At 67.0% G+C, this 22,792-nt stretch carries 21 protein-coding genes; 7 read left to right on the forward strand and 14 right to left on the reverse strand.

Translation table 11 applies throughout. The features are described 5' to 3' along the window. Positions 1-5: 5 nt before the first annotated feature. Complete coding sequence (locus QHG62_RS26290) at positions 6-968, forward strand: DnaJ C-terminal domain-containing protein (RefSeq protein ID WP_281148524.1); 963 nt, start codon at positions 6-8, stop codon at positions 966-968. A 2-nt stretch (positions 969-970) separates the two neighbouring features. Further along, positions 971-1,282 (forward strand): chaperone modulator CbpM, encoded by a 312-nt coding sequence (locus QHG62_RS26295; protein WP_207309866.1) that lies wholly within the window; start codon positions 971-973, stop codon positions 1,280-1,282. Between the two features lie 25 nt (positions 1,283-1,307). Here the strand turns inward: QHG62_RS26295 and QHG62_RS26300 are convergent, their stop codons facing one another. The 4 genes from QHG62_RS26300 to QHG62_RS26315 are packed head-to-tail and all read right to left on the reverse strand — an operon-like array spanning position 1,308 to position 5,390. Then, the gene (locus QHG62_RS26300) at positions 1,308-1,964 is read right to left on the reverse strand and encodes a DUF2894 domain-containing protein (protein WP_432445562.1); all 657 of its coding nucleotides are present in this window, start codon (positions 1,962-1,964) and stop codon (positions 1,308-1,310) included. Beyond that, a complete protein-coding gene (locus tag QHG62_RS26305; protein ID WP_281151826.1) occupies positions 1,961-2,614 on the reverse strand; it encodes an OmpA family protein in 654 nt (217 codons plus the stop codon). Before QHG62_RS26305 ends, QHG62_RS26300 begins: the two co-directional genes overlap by 4 nt. Continuing rightward, positions 2,614-4,707: a DUF802 domain-containing protein gene (locus tag QHG62_RS26310; protein WP_281148525.1), complete on the reverse strand. Its 2,094-nt coding sequence runs from the start codon at positions 4,705-4,707 to the stop codon at positions 2,614-2,616. The genes QHG62_RS26305 and QHG62_RS26310 overlap by 1 nt, the downstream gene beginning before the upstream one ends. After that, positions 4,704-5,390, reverse strand: coding sequence for a DUF3348 domain-containing protein (locus tag QHG62_RS26315; RefSeq protein ID WP_281148526.1), 687 nt, complete (start codon positions 5,388-5,390; stop codon positions 4,704-4,706). The genes QHG62_RS26310 and QHG62_RS26315 overlap by 4 nt, the downstream gene beginning before the upstream one ends. 254 nt (positions 5,391-5,644) lie before the next feature. Between QHG62_RS26315 and QHG62_RS26320 the strand changes: the two genes are divergently transcribed. From QHG62_RS26320 to QHG62_RS26330, 3 genes are all read left to right on the forward strand, one after another. Then, on the forward strand, positions 5,645-8,740 hold the full coding sequence (locus QHG62_RS26320) for a helix-turn-helix transcriptional regulator (RefSeq protein ID WP_281148527.1): 3,096 nt from the start codon (positions 5,645-5,647) through the stop codon (positions 8,738-8,740). Between the two features lie 117 nt (positions 8,741-8,857). Further along, positions 8,858-9,217, forward strand: coding sequence for a group I truncated hemoglobin (locus QHG62_RS26325; RefSeq protein ID WP_281148528.1), 360 nt, complete (start codon positions 8,858-8,860; stop codon positions 9,215-9,217). A gap of 65 nt (positions 9,218-9,282) precedes the next feature. After that, a complete protein-coding gene (locus QHG62_RS26330) occupies positions 9,283-9,753 on the forward strand; it encodes a cupin domain-containing protein (RefSeq protein WP_281148529.1) in 471 nt (156 codons plus the stop codon). 9 nt (positions 9,754-9,762) lie between these two features. Here the strand turns inward: QHG62_RS26330 and QHG62_RS26335 are convergent, their stop codons facing one another. From QHG62_RS26335 to QHG62_RS26360, 6 genes are all read right to left on the reverse strand, one after another. Next, positions 9,763-10,041, reverse strand: coding sequence for a DUF4242 domain-containing protein (locus tag QHG62_RS26335; protein ID WP_281148530.1), 279 nt, complete (start codon positions 10,039-10,041; stop codon positions 9,763-9,765). Positions 10,042-10,335: 294 nt separating this feature from the next. Then, entirely contained in the window at positions 10,336-10,677 is a 342-nt protein-coding gene (locus QHG62_RS26340; protein ID WP_281148531.1) for an alpha/beta hydrolase, read from the reverse strand. Positions 10,678-10,840: 163 nt separating this feature from the next. Continuing rightward, positions 10,841-11,719 carry an isocitrate lyase/PEP mutase family protein gene (locus QHG62_RS26345; RefSeq protein WP_281148532.1) on the reverse strand — a complete coding sequence of 293 codons (879 nt, stop codon included), beginning with the start codon at positions 11,717-11,719 and terminating at the stop codon, positions 10,841-10,843. A gap of 19 nt (positions 11,720-11,738) precedes the next feature. After that, positions 11,739-13,193, reverse strand: a complete 1,455-nt coding sequence (locus tag QHG62_RS26350; RefSeq protein ID WP_281148533.1) for a bifunctional 2-methylcitrate dehydratase/aconitate hydratase — start codon at positions 13,191-13,193, stop codon at positions 11,739-11,741. 46 nt (positions 13,194-13,239) lie between these two features. Further along, positions 13,240-14,406, reverse strand: coding sequence for a bifunctional 2-methylcitrate synthase/citrate synthase (gene prpC / locus QHG62_RS26355; RefSeq protein WP_281148534.1), 1,167 nt, complete (start codon positions 14,404-14,406; stop codon positions 13,240-13,242). Next, positions 14,403-14,816, reverse strand: a complete 414-nt coding sequence (locus tag QHG62_RS26360) for an acyl-CoA thioesterase (RefSeq protein WP_281148535.1) — start codon at positions 14,814-14,816, stop codon at positions 14,403-14,405. Before QHG62_RS26360 ends, prpC begins: the two co-directional genes overlap by 4 nt. Positions 14,817-14,922: 106 nt before the next feature. Between QHG62_RS26360 and QHG62_RS26365 the strand changes: the two genes are divergently transcribed. Next, complete coding sequence (locus QHG62_RS26365; RefSeq protein WP_281148536.1) at positions 14,923-16,434, forward strand: short-chain fatty acyl-CoA regulator family protein; 1,512 nt, start codon at positions 14,923-14,925, stop codon at positions 16,432-16,434. On the opposite strand, the gene QHG62_RS26370 is transcribed toward QHG62_RS26365, so the two are convergent. After that, positions 16,376-17,236 (reverse strand): hypothetical protein, encoded by an 861-nt coding sequence (locus QHG62_RS26370; protein ID WP_281148537.1) that lies wholly within the window; start codon positions 17,234-17,236, stop codon positions 16,376-16,378. The two genes, QHG62_RS26365 and QHG62_RS26370, sit on opposite strands and share 59 nt — an antisense overlap. Before the next feature lie 57 nt (positions 17,237-17,293). Next, positions 17,294-19,648, reverse strand: a complete 2,355-nt coding sequence (gene metE / locus QHG62_RS26375) for a 5-methyltetrahydropteroyltriglutamate--homocysteine S-methyltransferase (protein ID WP_281148538.1) — start codon at positions 19,646-19,648, stop codon at positions 17,294-17,296. A gap of 102 nt (positions 19,649-19,750) precedes the next feature. On the opposite strand from metE, the gene QHG62_RS26380 reads away from it, so the two are divergent. Then, complete coding sequence (locus tag QHG62_RS26380; protein ID WP_281148539.1) at positions 19,751-20,677, forward strand: LysR family transcriptional regulator; 927 nt, start codon at positions 19,751-19,753, stop codon at positions 20,675-20,677. 51 nt (positions 20,678-20,728) lie between these two features. On the opposite strand, the gene mmsB is transcribed toward QHG62_RS26380, so the two are convergent. Together mmsB and QHG62_RS26390 are read right to left on the reverse strand one after the other, a co-directional pair. Further along, the gene (gene mmsB / locus QHG62_RS26385) at positions 20,729-21,625 is read right to left on the reverse strand and encodes a 3-hydroxyisobutyrate dehydrogenase (RefSeq protein WP_281148540.1); all 897 of its coding nucleotides are present in this window, start codon (positions 21,623-21,625) and stop codon (positions 20,729-20,731) included. Positions 21,626-21,661: 36 nt separating this feature from the next. Next, positions 21,662-22,777, reverse strand: coding sequence for an enoyl-CoA hydratase/isomerase family protein (locus QHG62_RS26390; protein WP_281148541.1), 1,116 nt, complete (start codon positions 22,775-22,777; stop codon positions 21,662-21,664). Positions 22,778-22,792: the final 15 nt, after the last annotated feature.

The raw sequence follows: 22,792 nt of genomic DNA on the forward strand, positions 1-22,792 counted from the left end.
CAGCCATGGAATTCAAGGACTACTACAGCACGCTTGGCATTGAACGCACCGCGTCCGAGGACGAGGTGCGCAAGGCTTACCGCAAGCTTGCACGCAAGTACCACCCCGACGTCAGCAAGGAAGCCGACGCCGAGAAGCGCATGCGCGACATCAACGAAGCCAACGACGTGCTGCGCGACAAGGAAAAGCGCGCCGCCTACGACGCACTGGCCGACCGCGTGGCCCGCGGCGGGCACCCCGAGGGCGACTTTCAGCCGCCGCCGGACTGGGACACCGGCTTCGAATTTCACCGCGGCCCGGGGCAAGGGCCGGCCGACCACGCGGAGTTCAGCGACTTCTTCTCCTCGCTCTTCGGCGAAGCCGAGCGGCGTGGCGCGGCAAGGCGCAACTACCGCGCGCGCGGCGAAGACCATCATGCGGCCATCGAGATCTCCCTTGAAGACGCGCTCAACGGCGCCGAGCGCGAGATCACGCTGCGCGCGCAGGAAATCGACGCGCAGGGCCGCCCCGCGCTCAAGACGCGCACGCTCAGCGTCAAGATCCCGCCCGGCATGCATCCGGGGCAGTTCATCCGGCTTGCCGGGCAGGGGATGCCCGGCCATGGTGGCGAGCCGGCCGGCGACCTGTACCTGGAAGTGCGCATTGCGCCGCACAGGCTCTACCGCGTCGAAGAGCGCGACCTCTACATGACGCTGCCCGTCACCCCGACCGAAGCCGCACTCGGCGCGCAAGTGAAGGTGCCGGTGCCCACCGGCGGTGCGGTCGAGGTGACCGTGCCGCGCAACGCGCGCAGCGGCCTCAAGCTCAGGCTCAAGGGCCGCGGCCTGGGCGGCAAGCAGCCCGGCGACCTGTACCTGCTGCTCGACATTGCCCTGCCCCCGGCCGACAGCGAGGCCGCCCGCAAGGCCTACGAGCAACTGGCGCAGGCATCGGCTTCGTTCAACCCACGCCAGCATCTGGGAGTGTGAGCATGGCGACCGTTTCCGTCACAACAGCCATCAGCGCGTCGCAGCCGCTCGCCGCGAGCGAGTTGGCCCATGCCTGCGGCGCCGACACCGAATGGGTGGTGCAGCTCGTCGAGGTGGGCATCGTGCAGATTTCTACCGCCGAGGCGCCGCCCGAGCGCTGGCAATTCTCGAGCAGCGACCTGCAATGCGCACTCGAGGCGCGGCGGCTGGAGCGCGACTTTGGCGTCGGTCTCGATGCGGCCGCGCTGATTCTCGACCTGCAGCACGAGGTGCGGCGGCTCAAGGCCGTGATTCGCACGCACGGCTTGCGCTAGCCGTGCAGCCGCCTCGATCTCAGCGTCAGGCGGATTTGCCGCGCGCGGATTTCTTCGAGGTCTCGGCGCGCGGCGCATTCACGGGCGCCGCGGCACCGGCACCGTTCAGCTGATCGACCCACAACAGGGTGTCGACATAGGTCATGAAGCGGTTGAGGTATTCCGGCGACAAGTCGCGCATCAACAGCAGCGACCGGTGCACCAGGTGGTGCGAGTTGAGCGGGCCGGCGTTCTCGGGCACCTTGGCGAGCGACTGCGTGAGCCGCCGCTCGGCGCTGAGCCGCGACCAGGTGCTCTTGAAGAACTTGAGGCTCTTCAGCTCGGCGGGCGCCGGCGCAAGGCCGTGCAGCGTGTCTTCTGCCGCCGCCGCGGTGCTGCCGCCAATGGCCGGCGCATGCTGCGCAATATGGTCGACCAGTTCCGCGAGCGCGCCGCGAGCGGGTGCGCCTGCAGGCAGTCGTTTCACGGCACTGTCCACGCCCTGCGCCTTTTCAAGATTCCTGCCGTAGGCCGCAGCCAGGCCGGCGAGCTTCTCATCGAGGATGCGCCTCGCCTCTCCCTGGTGCGCAGCCGTACGCCTGGCCAACGCCTCCATGAAATGAAAGCGCACCGGGTCCGCGCGATGCTGCCCCTGCGCCCGCCAGGCGCCGATCATCTCGATGGGATCGACCTGTTCGCTCACGGCCGCTTCGTGGTGGCGTTGGATTGCCTTGGCGTGGGCGCCATTTCCACACGCCGGTTCTTCGAGCGGCCTTCGGCATCGGCATTGGACGCGACCGCCTGCTCGGAGCCGAATGCCGCGGCAAACACGGACGACGAGGGAATGCCCTCTTCGATGAGCGCCCGCGTGACCGTCAATGCGCGTTGGGCCGAGAGCTCCCAGTTGTCGGCGAAGGGGCGGTTGCCGTCTTTCGACTGCCGCATCTGCCGGTCGTCGGTGAAGCCGCTCACCATCAGCACCTCGTCGCGTGCCTTGAGGTAGGCCGCCACCGGCGCGGCCAGGCTCTTGAGCAGCTGGCGGCCTTCAGGCTGCAGGTCGGCGGAGTTGAAGGCGAACAGCACGCTGCCGCTAATGCCGATGCGCCCGTTGTTCAGCGTGACGCGGCCCGCCGCGAGTGGCCCGGCCAACGCTTGTTCGAGCGCTTCGCGGCGCTGCGTTTCGGCCTGCCGCTGCTGCACTTCGGCCTCGAGCTTGGCCGCAAGGTCCAGCTGCATGCCGAGCGCGCCCACGAGAATGAGCACAAACGCGCCGACCAGGCCCGCCATCAGGTCGCCGAACACCGCCCATACCGGAACGCTCGGTTCCAGTCCGCCGTCGGCTTCTTCACCCATCATGCTTCGCTGCCCACCGCGGCTTGCCGGCTGGCAATCTGCTGCAGGTCTTCGACGATCTGCTTCTGCGACATGATGCTGAGGTCAATGACCTCCCGCGCCTGCGCAACGTAGTAGGCCAACTGCTCGTCGCTGCGCGCAATGGATTTGCCGAGCGCGCCTTCGACGCGCTGCAGATGCGCCACCAGCTTGTCGTTCGATTCGCTGAACTGCTGCACTGCAAACCCGAAGGCTTCGCCGAGGCTTGCCACCTCGACCGCGCTGCCGGTGATCTGCGCGGCAACGCTCTCGAGCTTTCCGGTTTCGGCCTCGACCTTTTCGGTGAAGCGGCTGCCCACGCGTTCGAGCACGTCGGCCGAGGCGCCGACCAGTGCATCGACCGCCGAGCGTTGCTCGGTGGAGACATGGTTCACGGCGTCGAGCAAGGTGCCGAGCGTTTCCATGATGCGGCTGCGCTCCTCCAGCATTGCGTTGTCGCGCGCCATGCTGTCGGAGAGCTTCTGCCGCAGTTCGGCCACCACTTCGGCCGCAACGCGCGGTGCATCCGAAGCGGCTTGCAGCAGCTGTGCGATTTCTTCGACCGTGCTCTTCGCATGCGCTTGCGCCTGGGCCGACATGTCGCGCGCGGTTTGCGCCAGCGTTTCGAAGAGCTGTTGCTGCTGGCTGGCCGTGTTCGCGCCGGCCTGCTGCCATTCTTGCTGCAGCGATGCAGCCATTGACGAGAGTGCCTCGGTCCACGCCGACAGCCGCTGCTCGTCCCGCGACGCCATGTCGGTTTGCAGGCTGGCATGCGCCGCGCCCACCGTGCGCAGCAGCGAAGCCGAGTGCTGCTCGAAGGTGGCCGCGGCCGCCGCGAGGGACTGTTGCGTGCCGCCCGACAGCTTTTCGCTGGCGCGCTGGTGCTCTGCGAGCGCGCTGCTCCAAGTGTCGGATACGCTGCCCACTGTTTTCTCGAGCCGCGCGGACACGGTATCCACCAGCGAAGCCGAGCGCTGTTCGAAGGTTTCGGCAAAGCGCTCCTGCGAAACGCGCAGGTCCACTGCCAACGTCTCATTGCTGCGCTGGTGTTCGGCCAGCGCGGCCTTCCACGTATCGGCCACGGTGGCCGTGGTGGCCTCGAAGCGGCTCGAAAGCCCTTCGAGCTGCTGCTGCACCGTGTGCGCGACCGTGCCATGCAAGGAGGCGGTCTCGCGCGCAATGCCGGCCATGGTGGCTTCGACGACCGGCTGGATCGTTGCGCCGGCGATGCGGGCGCTTTCGGTCAGGCTCTGCTTCAGCGACTGGTCGACCGACGAGGCCAGGCCGGCGTACACCGCCTCGGCCTTGCTGTGGAAATGCTCCTGGCTGGTGATCAGGCGCTCGTTCAACGCTTGGCTCTGCCGCTCCATGGCGGCCAGCATGGCTTGCAGCTGGTCGACCAGCACAGGCATGGCCTGGGCCTGCTGTTCGAGCAGTTGGAACGACGCCTCGCGCTGATGCACCAGCGAGTACACGCGCAAGGTGGTCGCAATCTTCGTATCGAGCATCTGCCCGGCCTGCAGCCGCTCGCGCCGGCACAGCGCTGAGGCCAAACCCAGCATCGCCGACGCTGCGACGCCGGCCACCGAGGTGCCGAACGCCAGCCCCAGGCCCTTCACGGGCGCGGAGAGCGAGGCGCGGATGGCCTGCAGGTCGGTCGCGCTTTCCAGCGCCATGCCGGTGCCGTTCAGCGTCACCACCATGCCGAGAAAAGTGCCCAGCATGCCCAAGAGCACAAGCAGTCCGGCAAGGTACGGCGTGAGCGACGGCCCGGGCAAGCCGACGCGCTCGCCCTCGATGCGCAGGCGCACCGCATTGCGCAGAGACGGATGCAGCTGCTCCAGCCACGAGCCCAGGTTGGCCGGGGCTTCGGTCAACCGCGACACTGCACTGGCCAGGGTGGAGGTGGCCTGCCTGAAGCGATGCAGCTCCACCACGCCCATCAGGTAGAACGCAGCGACGAGCACCGTGATCGAAAGCGCCAGCGGATGGTTGGAGCCGACGTAGCCCGCGCCAACCCAGCACACGGCGGCAAGGCCGGCGGCAAAAACAGCGTATTGAAGAAATCTGGTCATGGCACTCTGGTTGCCTCGCGAAAGGCTTCAAGAAGCCCTTCGACGGGTTGAAATCGGAAGTCCAGTTCGGCGAGCAGCACGTTCTTCATGTCCTTGCGGAACACATGCAGCCACTCGCCGGGCTGGGCCTCGCTGGCGGGTTCGGCTGCCGTCAGCAGGCCGTCCCCGCTCAAGCGGGTGAAATGTTTCTCGAGCAGCGCGGGCACGCCGGCCAGCAGGCTGTGCTCGCGCGAGGCCAGCACCTGCTCCATGACCACGTCCACCGCCGCCAGCCGGGCCATGGCCGGCGACCTGGCTGCCAGCGCGGCCCGAAGGCGCCCGCGCAACGGGCCGATGCCCGCTTCCATGGCTTGCTGCAGTGCGAAGTAGCGGCGGCGAAACGGCGCGAACTCGGCCGCTGCCGCCACGGCGGCGTCTTCGGCAATGGCCTTGGCCAGCGCGGTGCGCGCACCGGCGCACTCCCGCTCCTCGGCGTTCGCGCCAGGCCGCAGCCGTGAAGAAGCAGCCGCCGGAACGCCGTCCAGCGCCGCGGACAGCGAAATGGCGTCGGTCCAGCCGAACCATTGGCTCAATCGGTCCGCGGTGGCTTGCCGGGGTTCGCGCAGGTCCGTGTCGGCCAGTCGCGAAAGCAAGCGAACAAGCGCCGAACCATTGAAAACTGTGCGCTGTGAAACGTGCGCCATACCCCAGAACGAAAAACCTGGCAGTCTACACCGGCCACCCCGCCTGGACGCCCCCGACCAACCCTCCCGCCCAGTGAAACTTCCGGTAACGCGGCGGCTGGTAACCGGCCGTTTTCGAGTGCCGATCCGAAGGCCTGCCTTGCATCGTCAGCCAGATTCCAGTCCGGTGTGGCGTAAGTCCCAAGTTCTACCGGCGCTTGCCGCGCGCAGACTCCCCATTCCGGCCCATGGCCGGAAAAAGCACAAGGAGCGGCATGGCCACGCTGGACCGGATTGCTTGTCACCGCTGCGGGCGCATTTGCCTGCATGCCGACGCGCCATGCCCGGCCTGCGGCGCGGCGCCGGTGGCGAGCCCCGCGGCAGCCGGCGCGACAGAGCCCTTCGTGGGGCGCCGCAGCGAATTGCAGCTGGTGCACGATGCGCTCGGCGGCGCCTTGGCGGGGCATGGGCGCCTGGTCATGCTCAGCGGCGAGGCCGGCATCGGCAAGACCCGGCTGGCGCAGGAAGCGGCAACCCTGGCAGTGCGGCGCGGCATGCTCACCTTGTGGGGCCGCTGCCTCGAGGAACCAGGCGCACCGCCGTTCCTGCCCTGGACGCGCGCAATGCAGGCCTGCCTTCGGGCCTGCCGCGACGAGCGCCTGCCGGCGCTGCTCGGACGCGACGCCGCCGCGGCGGTCGAGATTGCACCCGAACTCGCCGAACGGCTGCCGCCCGGCACCGCGGTGCCGGCCATCGGCGAAGGCGACCAGGCGCGCTTTCGGCTGTTTGCCGCGGTCGCGCACTTCTGGCGCCAGGTGGCCACCGTGCGCCCGGTGCTGCTGATTCTCGACAACCTGCATTGGGCCGATGCATCTTCGCTGCGGCTCCTGGCTTTCATCGGGCAGGAGCTCGCTGAAAGCCGCATCGTGCTGCTCGGCTCCTACCGCGAAATGGATGTATCGCGCCAGCACCCCTTGGCCGCAACGCTGGCCGAGCTGCTGAACACGCGGCAGTTCTGCCGCCTGCCACTGCAGGGGCTGAGCCTGGAAGAAACCGAGCGGATGGTCGCCGCGGCAAGCGCGGTGACGCCGCCGCCCGCGGTTATTGCCACCATGCACCGCCGCACCGAAGGCAATCCCCTGTACCTGGTCGAAACGCTGCGCTTCCTGCTCCAGGGCCCTTGCGGAGCCGACCCGCATGCGGCCGCGACCTTGGCCGAAACCGTGCCGGACGGCATTCGCGCGGTGATCGGCCGGCGGCTCGACCGGCTCTCGGCGCCCTGCTGCGAACTGCTTTCTATCGCCGCCTGCATTGGCCGCGGCTTCGACCTGCCGCTGCTTGCAGACTTGGCCAGCCTGGCCGGTGGCGAAGCCGAACTGCTGGGCAGGCTCGACGAAGCGCTGTCGCACCGCATCATCGAAACATCGCCGTCCGGTGCGCAGTACCAGTTCAGCCACGTGCTGGTGCGCGAAGTGCTCTATGACGAGTTGCCCGCCGCGCGCCGCGTTGCGCTGCACGGGCGCATTGCCGAGTCGCTCGAGGCGCGCCACGCCGGCAATCCTGATGCAGCGCTGGCGCAACTGGCCTACCACGCAGCCGCGGCATTGCCTGTGGGCAGCCCCGCGCGCGCTCTGGATGTCGCGCAGCGCGCCGCGGCGCAGGCCGTTGCGTTGATGGCGTACGAAGAGGCGTTGCGCTGCTACAAGCTTGCGCTGCAGTTGCAGGAGCGCTGGCTGCCGGCCGAACGCGCTCTGCATGGCACGCTGTTGCTCGCGCTTGGCGCGGTGCAGATGCATGCCGGCGAAAACGAGGCCGGCGCTGCCACCTTCCTGGAAGCCGCCACGCTGGCACGCGCACTCGGCGACGCCGGAATGTTCGCGCGGGCGGCGCTCGGCTTCGAGAACAACGGCTGGCGCATCAGCCACCCCGGCGAAGAGGCGGCGGCCCTGCTCGAAGAAGCGCTTGCGGCGGCCGATCGATTCGATGCCGCGCTCCGGGTCGACCTGCTCGCCGCGCTGTGCCGCGCCTGCATCTTCTGCGGCCGCCAGGAGCAGGCCAACGCCGCCCAGCGCAGCGCGGTGGCGCTGGCGCGCGAACTGGCATTGCCGCAGCCGCTGTTCAAGGCGCTGGCCGCTATCTTGCCGGCCCGCGGCTACCCCGAGCAGCTCGACGAGCGCCTGCGCTGCGCATGCGAGGGCCTGGCAGTGGCCGAACGCGCAGGCCATCTCGAATGGGTGGACTCGCTCACGGGCTGGCATTTCGGCGATCTGGTCGAAAAGGGATCGCTCGACTCCGCACGTTCGCTGGCGCAGGTGCATGCGCGGGTGGCCGACGCCATCCGCCAGCCCTTCATGCAGGCCATGGGCCTGGCCAGCCTCACGCTGCTTGCGGCCTACGAAGGCCGCTTCGCGGATTCCGAAAGGCTGGCCGGCGAGACCTTCACGCTTGGGCAGCGCTTTCTTGCAAGCAATGCGCATGGTGCCTACAGCCTGCAGATCTTCGTGCTGCGGCGCCAGCAAGGCCGTCTGGGCGAGGTGCTGCCGGTGCTGCGCGGGCTGGTCGGCAGCGTGCCGCGCAGCAGCCTGTGGCAGCCGGGCCTCGCGCTCATCTGCGCCGAACTCGACCTTCACGAGCCCGCCCGCGAAGCTTACGAGGCACTCGCGGCCGACGGCTTCGCCGGCATTGCCCGCGACGGCATGTGGCTCACCAACATCGTCTTTGCCGCCGAGGTCTGTGCGCGGCTTGGCGACGTGCCGCGCGCAGCAACGCTGTACCGGTTGCTCGCGCCTTATGCGGGGCGCAACGTGGTCACCGGTACCAACATCGCATGCTTCGGTGCGGTCGACCGCTACCGCGCCATGCTCGCTGCGCTGATGGGCGACGGCGAAAACGCCGCGGGCCATTTTGCTGCCGCGGCCGCGCTGGACGAGCAAGGCGGCGGCCGGCCCTGGCTGGCGCACAGCCGCTTCGAATGGGCGCGGTGGCTGGCGCGGCGCGGCGATGGCAAAGCTGATGCGGCCGCGGCCACATCGCAACTCGACGCGGCGTTGGCGATAGCCCGCGACCTCGGCATGGCCAGCCTCGCCCGGCGCTGTGAAGCGCTGCAGCGCGAGCTCGAAGGCACCGCCGCCGAATCTCCTGCTGCACCCGAGGGCTTGAGCCGGCGCGAGGTCGACGTGCTGCGCCTCTTGAGCGCCGGCCACACCAACCAGGCCATTGCCGAGCGCCTGTTCATCAGCCCGCACACGGTGGCGCACCATGTTCGGCACATTCTTTCCAAGACCGACTGCCGCAGCCGCACCGAAGCAGCGGCCTGGGCGCACCGCCATAGCGTGGCGGCCGAAGGTTCGGCGGCCCTCGCCGGCCGGTAGCCATCGGCTGCACGCGGCCCAAATGGTCAATTCTGGCGATGTGCGGGCGAGCGGCCCGTCCTATGGTCTGTTCCAGGCCCGGCGCCGCCGGGTCGGCAACCAGAAGGAGTGCTTCATATGCCCGCAACCCTGTATGAACGGCTCGGCGGCGAAGAGCGAATCCAGCGCCTCGTCACCGACGTCGTCGAGAACCACTACGGCAACCCGCTGATTCGCGCCCGCTTCGCCAACAGCAACCGCCCGGAGATCGAGCGCCACGTGTTCGAGTTTCTATGCGCCGGCAGCGGCGGCCCGCAGTGCTACACCGGCAAGGACCTTGTGACCGCGCACAAGGGAATGAACATCAACGAACAGGAGCTGGTCGCCGCCATCGACGACATCCTGGCGGCAATGTCCAAGAACGGCTACGACCAGGCCGAGAAGAACGAAGTGGTCGCGATTCTTTATTCGCTCAAGGGCGATGTGGTGCGGCTGTAGACAAGCCGCGCCCTCGCCAGCGCCCCGGCGGCGTTTCGCCGGTCACGCAAAAAAAGGAAAAGACCATGACACGCCAACCATTTGTCGCCTGGGCCGTCGGCGCCGTAGTGCTCGCCGCCATTGCAACGAGCTGGGCCCAGACCCCCGACCACCAGATGATTTCGCCCGCCGACCTGAAATGGGCCGACGTTCCCTCGCTGCCGCCGGGCGCAAAACTCGCGGTGCTCGAGGGTCCGATGAGCGAAGCCGTGCCCTTCACGGTGCGCATCAGGGTGCCGGCGAACTACCGTATTCCGTCGCACTGGCATCCGGCTGTGGAGCGGGTGACCGTGCTCTCGGGCACCTTCCACATGGGCCTGGGCGACAAGCTCGACATGCAGAAGTCGATGCCCGTGACCGCAGGCGGCATGATGATCCTGCAGGCCAAGACGCCCCACTTTGCCTGGACCCAGGAGGAAACCGTGGTGCAGCTTCACGGCACGGGGCCGTGGGGCGTGACCTACGTCAACCCGGCGGACGACCCGCGGTCGAAGTAGGCTCCAGCTTCAGGCCGCCGCAACGGCCGCGCCCTGCACCGCTGGCGGTCGCAGTTCGTCGACCTCGATCACCACATCGGCGGGCAGCCCGTTGCGCTGCGCCGCCTCGCGGATCAACTCGGCACTGGGCGCTTCGTACAGGCAGTAGGTCTTCTTCTTGTCGGCGCTCAGGAACGAGTACAGCCATCGAACCCCGACATCGTCGTTGATGCGCATGATGCCGGCCGCGCCCTCGGGCGAAACCTCGAGTTGATCGGCAAAGGTGCGTTCGATCAGATAGAGAGGCATGGCAACTCCTTCGTAGGGGATGGAGCTGCCATCCTAGAACTGGCGCGCAGCGCGTGGCGCACGTGTTTCCCCCGCCTGGCCGTTCGTACTACCCTGCGGCCTACCCACGCCGTTCACGGCGCAGAACGCAAAAAGCCGGACGATGCCTTAAAGGCTTCGTACTACCCTGCGGCCTACCCACGCCGTTCACGGCGCAGAACGCAAAAAGCCGGACGATGCCTTTAAGGCATCGTCCGGCTTTTGCGTTGCCGGGAGCAGGCGGCTTGTTGCCGCTGTTCCCGCGCCTGGCCCGATTTACAGGCCGGCTTGGCGCGTGAAGCTGCGAGCTTGCGAGGGAACCACGCTGCCTGCGAAGGCTTCGCGGCGCAGGTTCTGGCCCGGTGCGTGAGCGGCTGCAACGGCTTCGCTGCGCACCGCGGCGCGGTCGGTCGAAGCGGCGAGCACGGGAGCCACGGTGGCCGAAGCGGCATCGCTGTACACGTTGCCTTCGCGGGCTGCGACAGCGGCCTGGGGTGCCACGTCTGCGCGGCTGTAACCGGAAGTCAGAGGCTGCACGCCTTCGTACGTTTCTGCGTGGGCGCCAGCGGCGGCGAGCAGGGAGAGAGCGGCGGCGGCGAGGATGTTCGAGGTCTTCATTTCAATTTCCTTCTTGATTGGGCTTTGGATGCCCTGAAGTTTGCACCACGATTACAAGGGAAAACCCTAGCCAATCGAATCGCAGTGTTCATGAAACTGAAACAATGGCGCGGAACTTTCTGACGAGAGTGCAAAAGTGCACATCTCGTTTAAGAAATTTGGCTCAACCTGCGTATTTTTTTTCTAACTCGTCGAGTTCGGGTTTTCCAACCAAGCGCTGCCGTTCTGCAAACGAAGCCACGAGAGCCGGGTCCTCGTCGAGGCGGCGAGTATCACGCAAAACCGTCAACGCACGTTGCATGCCAGCCACCGCGCCCTGCAGTGCGGCGTTGGCATACAGCACCAGTCCGTAGCCGAGCGCGCCCAGTTCTTCGGCGCCGAAGGTCGGCGTCTTGCCGCCGATCACCATGTTCATGAGTTGCGGCTTGGCCAGCCGCCGAGGCAAGGCGCGCACCTCGTCGGCTTGCGTCACGGCTTCCACAAAAAGGATGTCGGCACCGGCCTCGCTGAACAGCTGCGCGCGTTCGACGGCCGCCTCGAAGCCGTGCACGGCCGCCGCATCGGTGCGGGCCATGATGAGCATGTCGGCATCGGTGCGCGCATCGGCCGCGGCCTTGATCTTGCCGAGCATCTCGGCCGTGTCGATCACCGCCTTGCCGGCAAAGTGGCCGCAGCGCTTGGGGCTGACCTGGTCTTCGAGCTGGATGCAGTCGGCCCCTGCCCGCTCGAGCACGCGGACCGCATGCCGCACGTTCAGCGCATTGCCAAAGCCGGTGTCGGCATCGACCAGCAGCGGCAGGTTCACCGCATCGCGAATGCGCGCCGTGTGCTCCGCTATCTCGTGCAAGCCCATGAAGGCCTGGTCGGGCAGGCCGAAGTGCATGTTGGTGACGCCAGCGCCCGTGACGTAGATCGCCTCGAAGCCGAGGTCTTCGATCACGCGGGCGGAAAGCGCGTTGAACGCCCCTGGCACCAGCACGCCGCGGCGCGCCTCGGCCAGGCGGCGCAGCACCTTCTTGGTGGAATCGGTGTTCGCTTGCATCGGATCAGGCGGCAATCGATCAGGCGGCATACAGATCGACATACTCATGTACCGGCATGGCCTCGAGCTTCTTCGCATCGAGCGACACATCGAGGATGGCCTGCTGCTGCTTGTGCGCGAAGCGGCGTGCCAGGTTGGTGCGGAACTTGGCCTCGAGCAGCGGAATGCCGTCCGCGCGGCGGCGCCTGTGGCCGATGGGGTATTCGACAACCACTTCCGAAAAACTGGTGCCGTCCTTGAAAGCCATGGTCAGCGCGTTGGCGATGCTGCGCTTTTCGGGGTCGTGATAGTCGGCCGTGAAGCGCGAGTCTTCCACGCACACGATCTTGTCGCGCAGCGCATCGATGCGCGGGTCGCTCGCCACGCTGTCTTCATAGTCGCCGGCAGTAAGGCGGCCGAAGATCATCGGCACCGCCACCATGTACTGGATGCAATGGTCGCGATCGGCCGGATTGGCGAGCGGACCCTTCTTGTCGATGATGCGAATGCAGGCCTCTTGCGTGCGGATGGTTACGCGCTCGATGTCCTCCACCGTTTTGCCGGCCTGCTTCAGCTGCGCATGCAGCGCCATGGCCGCCTCTACCGCCGTCTGGCTGTGAAACTCCGCCGGAAAGCTGATCTTGAACAGCACGTTCTCCATCACGTAGCTTACATACGGCCGCTGGAATTTGAAAGGCCGGCCCTTGAACAGCACGTCGTAGAAGCCCCAGGTCTTGGCCGTGAGCACGCTGGGGTAGCCCATCTCGCCCGTCTTGGCGATGAGCGCAAGGCGCACTGCGCGGCTGGTGGCGTCGCCTGCAGCCCAGCTCTTGCGGCTGCCGGTGTTGGGCGCATGGCGGTAGGTGCGCAGGCTCTGCCCATCGACCCAGGCCAGCGACACGGCGTTGACGATCTCGTCGCGCGACAAGCCCATCAGGCGCGCCACCACGGCCGTCGAAGCCACCTTGACCAGCACCACGTGATCGAGCCCGACCTTGTTGAACGAGTTCTCCAGCGCAAGGCAGCCCTGGATCTCGTGCGCCTGGATCATGGCGGTGAGCACGTCGCGCATCACGAGCGGCTTGCGCCCCGCCGCCACCGCATTGCGGCTGAGCCAGTCGGCCGTCGCAAGAATGCCGCCGAGGTTGTCGCTCGGATGGCCCCACTCCGCCGCGAGCCAGGTGTCGTTGAAGTCGAGCCAGCGGATCATCGTGCCGATGTTGAAGGCGGCCTGGATCGGGTCGAGCTGGTACGGCGTGCCAGGCACCTTGGCGCCATGCGGCACCACCGTGCCGGGCACGACCGGACCGAGCAGCTTGGTGCAGGCCGGATACTCCAGCGCCTCGAGGCCGCAGCCAAGCGTGTCGATCAGGCAGTGGCGCGCTGTTTCGTATGCCAGCGCGCTGGTGATCTGCTGGTGGTCGAGCACGTAGTCGACGATGTCGACCAGCACCTGGTCGGGTTCGGGGCGGACGTTGCTGATGTGAGCGGACATGGTTCTTCTCTGTTGCGGTAAACGGTGCGGTGCTGTGCGCAGGCCTTCAGCGGCGGTCCGAAATCGGCACGAACGCCAGGTCTTCGGGCCCGGTGTAGTTGGCGCTGGGCCGGATGATCTTGTTGTCTTGCCGCTGCTCGATGATGTGGGCGGCCCAACCGCTGGTGCGCGCAATCACGAAGAGCGGTGTGAACATGGCAGTGGGCACGCCGAGCATGTGATAGCTCACGGCGCTGAACCAGTCGAGGTTGGGAAACATCTTCTTGGCGTTCCACATCACGCTTTCGATGCGCTCGGCAATGTCGAACATGCGGGTGGAGCCGGCCTCTTCCGAAAGGTGCCTGGCCACCCGCTTGATCACCGCATTGCGCGGGTCCGACACGGTGTAGACCGGGTGGCCGAAGCCGATGACGACCTCCTTGGCTTCCACCCGGCGGCGAATGTCCGCCTCAGCCTCATCGGGTGTGTCGTAGCGCTTCTGTATCTCGAAGGCCACTTCGTTGGCGCCGCCGTGCTTGGGCCCGCGCAGCGCCCCAATGGCCCCGGTAATGGCCGAATACACGTCGGAGCCCGTGCCCGCCACCACGCGCGCAGTGAAGGTCGATGCGTTGAACTCATGCTCGGCATACAGATTGAGCGAGGTGTGCATTGCACGCCCCCAGCTTGCCGAAGGCGCGCGGCCGTGCAACAGGTGCAGGAAGTGCGCACCGATCGAATCGTCTTCGGTCTCCACCTCGATGCGCTTGCCCTGTGTGGACCAGTGATACCAATAGAGCAGCATCGAGCCGAGGGATGCCATCAGCCGGTCGGCAATGTCGCGCGCGCCGGGCAGCGAGTGGTCGTCTTTCTCGGGCAGCACGCAGCCGAGTGCGGAGACGCCGGTGCGCATCACGTCCATCGGGTGCGCGCTCGCGGGCAGGCGCTCCAGCGCTTCCTTCACGCTCGCGGGCAGGCCGCGCATCGCCTTCAGCCGGCCCTTGTAGGCGCGCAGCTCCGAGCCGGTCGGCAGCTTGCCGTGCACCAGCAGGTGCGCAATTTCCTCGAACTCGCAAACGTCGGCAATGTCGAGGATGTCGTAGCCGCGGTAGTGCAGGTCGTTGCCGGTGCGCCCCACGGTGCACAGCGCGGTGTTGCCCGCGGTCACGCCTGAAAGCGCGACGGATTTCTTCGGCCTGAAGCCGGCGGCGGGCGCGTTCTCTGCGATCAGTGTCATACCGTCTCCTCGAATGTCTGTTCATGAAAGTGCGGCGGGTTCGCCAGCCGCACCGGCCTTCCGGCAGCATCGACCGCCACCATTTCGAATTCACCGTCGAGCACACGGGTGAGCGCATCGGTGGCCACGTCTTGCACGCTGCCCGCCACGCGCACGGTGAGCGAACTGCGGCCCACGCGCGACACGTGCGTGTCGAGCACCAGCGTGCTCCCCAGCCGCACGGGCGCATGGAACAGCACCTCGCCGCACCGCGCCATCACCACGTCGCCACGCACGAAGCCGCGGCCGGAAAGAAACGCCGCCTTCGACAACAGCTGCAACGCTTGCCCACCGAACAGGGTGCCGTAGTGGTTGGTGTGTTCGGGGAACACCACCTCGATCAGCCGGACCGTGCCGCGTGCGCTTTTCATATTCGCAATTTACGCAAGATCGTGCCCATAATGAAGGACTGAATTGGCGAATGATTGCGAAGACCTTGCATGCAATTTTGCGAATCTTGCGAAGAACGGATTGACGATGAAGAAGACCTTCATGGGCGTGCGCCTGCGAAGCCTGCGCGAAGAGCGCGGCCTGAGCCAGTTCGCGCTCGCGCAGCAGCTGGGCCTGTCGCCTAGCTACCTGAATCAGATCGAGCAGAACCAGCGCCCGCTCACGGTGCCGGTGCTGTTGCGCCTGCATGCCACGCTGGGTGTCGACATCCAGGCCTTCTCCGAAGACGAAGAGGCGCGCCTTGTCGCAAGCCTGCGCGAAGCGCTGGCCGACAACCCGGGCGGCGATGCGGTCGCGCTTGCCGAATTGCGCGAAGTGGCCACGCAAATGCCGGCCGTGGGCCGCGCACTCGTGGCGCTGCACCAGCGCCACCGCGACGCCACCGAACGGCTCGAAGCACTGGCAGCCGAACTGGGCGACGGCCGCGGCGACCTCGCGCGCATGCCGCAGGCGCGGCCGATGCCCTTCGAAGAGGTGCGCGACTTCTTCTTTGCACACCAGAACCATATCGCGCCGCTCGATGCCGCGGCCGAGGCCTTCTCCACGCAGTGGCGGCTACGCGAAGGCAACCCGGGCGACCGGCTGGCGCAGCGGCTGCTCGAAGCGCATGGCGTGCAGGTGATTCCGGCGGATGACGACGAAGGCGGCGCGCAACGCCGCTACGACCCGGCCACGCGCGTGCTGCGGCTCTCGCGCTACCTGGAGCCAGGCCAGCACGCTTTTCAGCTTGCAACGCAGCTCGCGCTCCTTGAAGTGGGCGGCCTGATCGACCAGCTCGTGGCCGATGCGCCTCTCTCCAGCGACACCGCACGCTCTCTCGCGCGCATAGGCCTAGCCAACTACTTTGCCGCCGCCCTGCTCCTGCCCTACATGATCTTTCTCGAGGCGGCCGAACAGCTTCGCTACGACATCGACCAGCTGGCGAGGCGCTTCGGCGTGGGCTTCGAGACCATTTGCCACCGCCTGAGTTCACTGCAGCGCCCCGACGCGCGCGGCGTGCCCTTCTTTCTGATTCGCGTCGACCGCGCGGGCAACATCTCCAAGCGGCAATCGGCCACGCACTTCCACTTTTCGAAGACCGGGGGCACCTGTCCGCTATGGAATGTGTACGAAGCCTTTGCGCAGCCCGGGCGCGTGCTCACCCAACTGGCGCGCATGCCTGACGGCCGGGCCTATCTCTGGATTGCGCGCACGGTGTCGCACGGGTTCCGCGGCTACGGCTCGCCCAACAAGACTTTTTCCATCGGCCTGGGCTGCGACATCAGCCATGCGACGCGGCTCGTCTACTCCAAGGGCCTGGACCTGCGCGACCCCGACGTGCCGACACCCATCGGCGCAGGCTGCAAGGTGTGCGAACGGGAAGCCTGCCCGCAGCGCGCCTTTCCGTTCGTCGGCCGCCCGCTCGATGTGGACGAGAACCAGAGCCGCTTCATGCCCTATGCCGCGGCACCCGACAAATACGGCACCGCACGCGCTGCGGTCAAGAACGCGGCCAGCCGCGCACCATCGTCCGGATCGCCACGGCGCCGCTCGCCTTGACCTCGGCGCGGTAGCTGCCCACCAGCGCTTCGCGCTCGGCCGCGGCCTGCGGGTCGTTGCGCCAGGCGAGCAAGGCGGCCACATCCGCATCGGGCAATGCCGCGAGCAGCGCCTGCGTCACCTGCTTTTCGAGTTCGCGCGCCACAGTCAACAGATTGCGTGGACGCGGCGACGTAACGCCGCGCGACCACAATGTGTCCACCGCCATGTCGAGCGTGCGGTCGGGCAGCGATGTGAACTGGCCGGCATTCCCCCGGGCCAGCTGCTTGACGACGGAACTCAGCAGCAGCTGGCTCGAAAAATCGACCTCTCGCATGTCGGCCGCGGCCATGCGCTCGAGAAGCTCGGTGCGCGCGGGATCGGCCGGCTTCGCGCGCTCGCGGTTGAAAAACTCGAACTTGGCCGCCTGGTCCTTCGCGGCGTAGTCGGCACGCAGCTGCGCGAAGCGGGTCACCGCCGCCACTACCTGCGGGCTTGGCGCAGCTGCACCCTTGCCGGCAGCCGCGACCTCCTGCTGGATGGCGGCGACGGATGCCGCCACATCGAAAGAGCGCGCAGCAGCCGCGTCCAGCGCCTTGAGTGCGTGGTCGGCAATGGCTTGGTCGGCGGGCTCCAGCAACTCGCGTGCATCGCGCGCCACGGCGCCCGGCGCATAGGCCGCTTGGTAGCGGGCCTGCACGCCTTCGAATTGCAGCAGGGCCTGGGCGCGATCTTGCGCTCGACCCATTGCCGGGACCAGCAGCAACAGGAAAAGAAAAGGCGCGAAGAAGAAACGTCTGGCAACGATTGGAAGAGCGGTCATGACGCCATTATTGGCGCTTGCCACGGCCGCCCCCTTCTCTCTCGTGCGCTCGCTTCTTCAGGCAGCGGCCAATTCCTCGCGCAGCAGCTTCGCAGCCGTCACCATGTTCGACAGCGCGGCTTCAGTCTCGGGCCAGCCGCGGGTCTTCAGGCCGCAGTCGGGGTTGATCCAGAGGTTCTCCAGCGGCACCACGCCCGCGGCCTTGCGCATCAGGCGCACGATCTCGTCGACCGAAGGCACACGCGGCGAATGGATGTCGTACACGCCGGGGCCAATCTCGTTCGGGTAGCGGAAGCCGCCCGCACTGTTCTCGCCACCGAAGCCCCGCAGCAGTTCCATGTCCGAACGGCTGGTCTCGATGGTGATCACGTCCGCATCCATGGCGGCAATCTCGGGCAGGATGTCGTTGAACTCCGAATAGCACATGTGGGTGTGGATCTGCGTCTCGTCGCGCACGCCCGAGGCGCTGATGCGAAATGCGCGCGTGGCCGACTTCAGGTAAGCCGGCCAGCTCGCACGGCGCAGCGGCAAGCCCTCGCGGATCGCGGGCTCGTCGATCTGGATGATGCCGAGGCCCGCGCCCTCCAGGTCGACCACCTCGTCGCGGATCGCCCAGGCAATCTGCTCGCAAGTGGTGGCGCGCGGCTGGTCGTCGCGCACGAACGACCATTGCAGGATGGTGACCGGGCCCGTCAGCATGCCCTTCATCGGCAGTTGCGTGAGGCTCTGCGCATAGGCGGTCCACTCGACCGTCATCGGCGCCGGGCGTGCCACGTCGCCGAAGATGACCGGCGGCTTCACGCAGCGCGATCCATACGACTGCACCCAGCCGTTGGCGGTAAACGCAAAGCCGTCGAGCTGCTCGCCGAAGTACTCGACCATGTCGTTGCGCTCGGCCTCGCCGTGCACCAGCACGTCGATGCCCAGTGCCTCCTGCTTTCGCACGGCCAGCGCGATCTCGGCGCGCATCTTCTCGCGGTAGCCTGCCGCATCGAGTTCGCCCCGCTTGAATGCGGCGCGCGCGGCGCGGATCTCCGAGGTCTGGGGGAACGAGCCGATGGTGGTGGTCGGCAGCGCGGGCAACGCAAAGCGCGCACGCTGCACCGACTGGCGCCTGGTGAAGGTTGAGGTGCGCTGGTCGTCGCCAGCCACGCTGCGCGCCAGCCGCAGCGCCACATCGGCCCGGTGCACGCGTGAGCTGCCGCGCCGCGCGGCCACTGCGGTACGCGCGGTCTTGAGCTCTTCAGCGACGGAGCCTTCGCGGCCGTCGAGCACGGCACGCAGCACGCGAAGTTCGTCGAGCTTTTCGACCGCAAACGCGAGCCACGACTTGAGCTCCGCATCGAGCTTGTTTTCCGCCGCCAGGCTGAACGGCACATGCAGCAGCGAGCACGAAGGCGCAATCCACAGTTCGCCCCGGTTCTTGTCGACCACCGGGCGCAGCGTGGCAAGCGCGGCATCGGGATCGGTGCGCCAGATGTTGCGCCCGTCGACGATGCCGACAGACAGCACCTTGTGAGCCGGGAGCCAGTCGGCGACGCCGGTCAGCTCCTGCGGGGAGCGCACAGCGTCCACATGCAGGCCCGCCACCGGCAATTGGCAGGCAAGGCGCAGGTTGTCCGAAAGCGGCGAAAAGTAGGTGGCCAACAGCAGCTTGGGCGCGCTGCGGGCCAGTTGCCAGTAGGTACGCTCGAAGGCATTGCGCCAGGCATCGGGCAGGTCCAGGCCCAGGATGGGCTCGTCGATCTGCACCCACTCCACGCCCTGCTGCTTCAGGCGATTGAGCACCTGCTCGTAAACGGGCAGCAATGCATCGAGCAGCGAAAAGCGGTCGAAGCCCGCCTCTTTCTCCTTGCCGAGGTACAGAAAGCTCAGCGGACCGAGCAGCACGGCCTTGACCGCATGCCCCGCTTGCTGTGCCTGCGCCACTTCGTCGAACAGACGCGCCGACGCCAGCCTGAACTGGGTGGCCGCGGTGAACTCGGGCACGAGGTAGTGGTAGTTGGTGTCGAACCACTTGGTCATCTCCAAGGCGAAGGTGCCCGCCGTACCTTCGCAGCCTTGGCCGCAGGCCGCATCGTGCACATGGCCGGCGTCGTCTTCCACGCCGCGCGCCATCTTGAAGTAGCGCGAGAGTTCGGCTTCATCGCCCTTGAAGCCGAAGCGCGCCGGCTCGCAACCGAGTAGCTGGATGTGATTGGCCACATGGTCGTAGTAGGCAAAGTCCCCGACGGTCACGTAGTCGAGCCCCGCGTCGTGCTGGGCCTGCCAATGGCGCTCACGCAGCTGTTCGCCAACGACCTCGAGCGCGGCGCGGTCGATTTCGCCGCGCCAGTGCTTTTCGAGTGCGAACTTCAGTTCCCGGTTGGCGCCCATGCGCGGAAAGCCGAGGGTGTGGGTACGGGTGGTCATTTGCAGGTGTTCCGGTCGCTGGATCTTGAGAATCCGCAATGGTCGGGCTTTGGGGCATATGATTCAAACGAAACGTTTTGCCCTTTCACTTGAAATCCATTCATGTTGCAGTCCATCCTGGAAATACGGCACCTGCGCACGCTGGTTGCGCTGCGCGACACCGGCAGCCTGGTGCGCGCGGCGCAGTTGCTCAACCTCACGCAGTCGGCGCTGTCGCACCAGATCAAGCTGCTCGAAGACCGCTACGGCGCGCAGCTGTTCGAGCGCAAGTCGGTGCCGCCGCAGTTCAGCACCACCGGGCTGCGGCTGCTGCAGCTGGCCGACACCGCGCTGCCGCTGGTCGAAGAAGCGGAGCGCGACGTGGCGCGGCTTGCGCTGGGGCGCAGCGGGCAGCTGCGCATCGTGGTCGAGTGCCACACCTGCTTCGACTGGCTGATGCCCGCGATGGACGCATTTCGCCAGCGCTGGCCCGAGATCGAGCTCGACATCGTCTCGGGCTTTCACCCCGACCCGATCGCGCTGGTCATGCAGAACCGCGCCGAGGTGGCAATCGTCTCCGAGCAAGACCCGGACGAAACGGTGGACTACCACGCGCTGTTCCGCTTCGAGATCGTTGCGTTGCTGGCCAACGACCACGCGCTCACGGCCAAGCCGCATCTCACCGCGCGCCACTTTGCCGACCAGACGCTCATCACCTACCCCGTGCCGGACGAAATGCTCGACATCGTGCGGCAGGTGCTGGCCCCTGCCGGCGTGGAGCCCGCGCACCGGCGCACGACCGAGCTCACGGTGGCAATGCTGCAGCTGGTGGCCAGCGGCCGGGGCGTTGCAACGCTGCCGCTTTGGGCGGTACAGAACTACCTTGACCGCGGCTATGTCACGGCGCGGCGCGTGGGCGCCAGGGGCCTCACGGGCCGGCTGTACATGGCCTGCACGCAAGGCACCTCGGCCCAGCCATGGCTGGCGGACTTTGTGCGCATCACGCGCGAAAGCTGTTTCAAGAGCCTGCCCGGGATCGAGCTGCTTTGAGCACGGGCACGAGCCGCTTTGCTGCGGCCGTGCACGCCGCCTGAAAAAAGGCTACGAAGCCTTCTGCACCAGCTTCAGCACGCTCGAAAAATCGAGCGCGCCGTGGCCCGCGAGGCTGTGCGCCGCATACAGGCTGCGTGCCAGCCCGCCGAGTGGCGTGGCGGCGCGAACGGCGGTGGCGTTTTCTTGCGCCAGGCCCAGGTCTTTCAGCATCAGGTCGGTGCCGAAGCCGCCCGCGTAGTTCTTCGATGCGGGCGCTGTTTCCATCACGCCCGGCATGGGGTTGTATTTTTCGAGCGCCCAGTTGCCGCCGGAACTGCGGCGCATGATTTCGGACAGCACCTTCGGGTCGAGCCCGTTGGCAACACCCAGCGCCAGTGCCTCGGAGGTGCCGATCATCAAGATGCCGAGCAGCATGTTGTTGCAGATCTTCGCGGTCTGGCCCGCGCCTGCAGCGCCGGCATGAAAGATGTTGGCACCCATCTTCTCGAGCACAGGGCGTGCGCGCTCCAGGTCTTTCGCTTCCCCGCCGACCATGAAGGTGAGCGTGGCGGCAATGGCGCCGCCGGTGCCGCCGGAAACCGGCGCATCGATCATGGCAATGCCCTTGGCAGCGGCCGCCTCGGCCACCTTGCGCGAGGTGGCGGCCGCGATGGTGCTGCTGTCGATGACGAGCGTGCCGGCCGCAATGCCCTCGAGCAGGCCGGGCTTGCCGGCGCCGCCGAGGAACAGTCCCTCCACATGCGCGCTGGCCGGCAACATGCTGATCACCACCTCGGCACCGGCGACCGAATCTGCCGCCGAAGAGGCGAGGCCCAGGCCTTCGGCTGCGTACTTCTTGCAAGCCTCGGCCGACAGGTCGAAGGCCTTGACCTCGTGGCCCGCCTTCTTCAGGTTCATGGCCATGGGGCCGCCCATGTTGCCGAGGCCGATGAATGCGATCTTCATTTTTGTCTCCGTTGTCGTTGTACTTGCAGAAGAAAATCAGACCAGCGCAGCCAGCTCGGCCGGCATTTCGCCGCGCGGGCGCAGGTGGTCTTCGATGAATGCGGGCGAGATCTCTTCGATGGTGGCGGGGTTCCAGCGCGGGTTGCGGTCCTTGTCGATCAGCACCGCGCGAATGCCTTCGGCAAAGTCCTTGTGCGCGCAAAAACCCAGCGAAGCCCAGTACTCGAGCCGGAAAACCTCGGCCAGCGACATGCGGTGCACGCGCTGCCACAGCTCGAAGCTCAGCGCGGCCGAACTGGGCGCGCCCTTCATGAAGGTCTTGGATGCAGACTGCAACCACGCATCGTCGCTTTGCAGGTTGCGCAGGCGGTTTGCAATGTCGAGAAGGTCGTCCCCGGCCATCAGGGCGTTGATGGTGTCGTAGTGCTCGCGCACCTTGGATGGCGGCGTCTGCGCGCCCTCGCCCGCCCGCGCGAGGATTCGCGAAAGCTCGGCGCGGTCGGCCTTCTGATCGCCGTGCCAGCGCGTTGCGGCAATGGCCTCGAGCACCTGGTCCTTGTGCTCATGCGGCACCAGAACGTCGGCCAGCCCGCAGAAGATGGCATCGGCCGCATTGAGGTTGGCGGCCGTGAGCGCCAGGAACAGGCCCGTGCGGCCCGGCGTGCGGCGCAGGAACCAGCTGCCGCCCACGTCGGGGTACAGGCCGATGCTGATCTCGGGCATGGCAATGCGGCTCTGCGCCGTGACCACGCGGTGCGAGCAGCCCGACATGAGCCCCACGCCGCCGCCCATCACGATGCCGTGGCCCCAGCAGAGAAACGGCTTGGGAAAGGTGTGGATCAGGTAGTCGAGTTCGTACTCCTCGCGGAAGAAGTCTTCGGCGTAGGTGTTGCGCGCGGGGCCGCATTCGAGCAGCGTCTGGTACAGCTGGCGCAGGTCGCCGCCGGCGCAGAAGGCCTTCTCGCCGGCGGCTTGCAGCAGCACGCCGACGATGCCGTCGTCGGCCGCCCATTCGCGCAGCTTGGGCGTGAGCAGGCGCACCATGTCCACCGACAGCGCGTTGAGCGAGGCCGGTGCGTTGAGCGTGGCGGTGGCAAAGCGCTTGCCGCCAGCGGTCTTGATTTCGTCGAAGAGAACTACGGAGTCGGTCATTGTCTTGAGAGGTTC

This window comes from Variovorax paradoxus, from assembly GCF_029919115.1.
GTDB lineage: Bacteria > Pseudomonadota > Gammaproteobacteria > Burkholderiales > Burkholderiaceae_C > Variovorax > Variovorax paradoxus_O.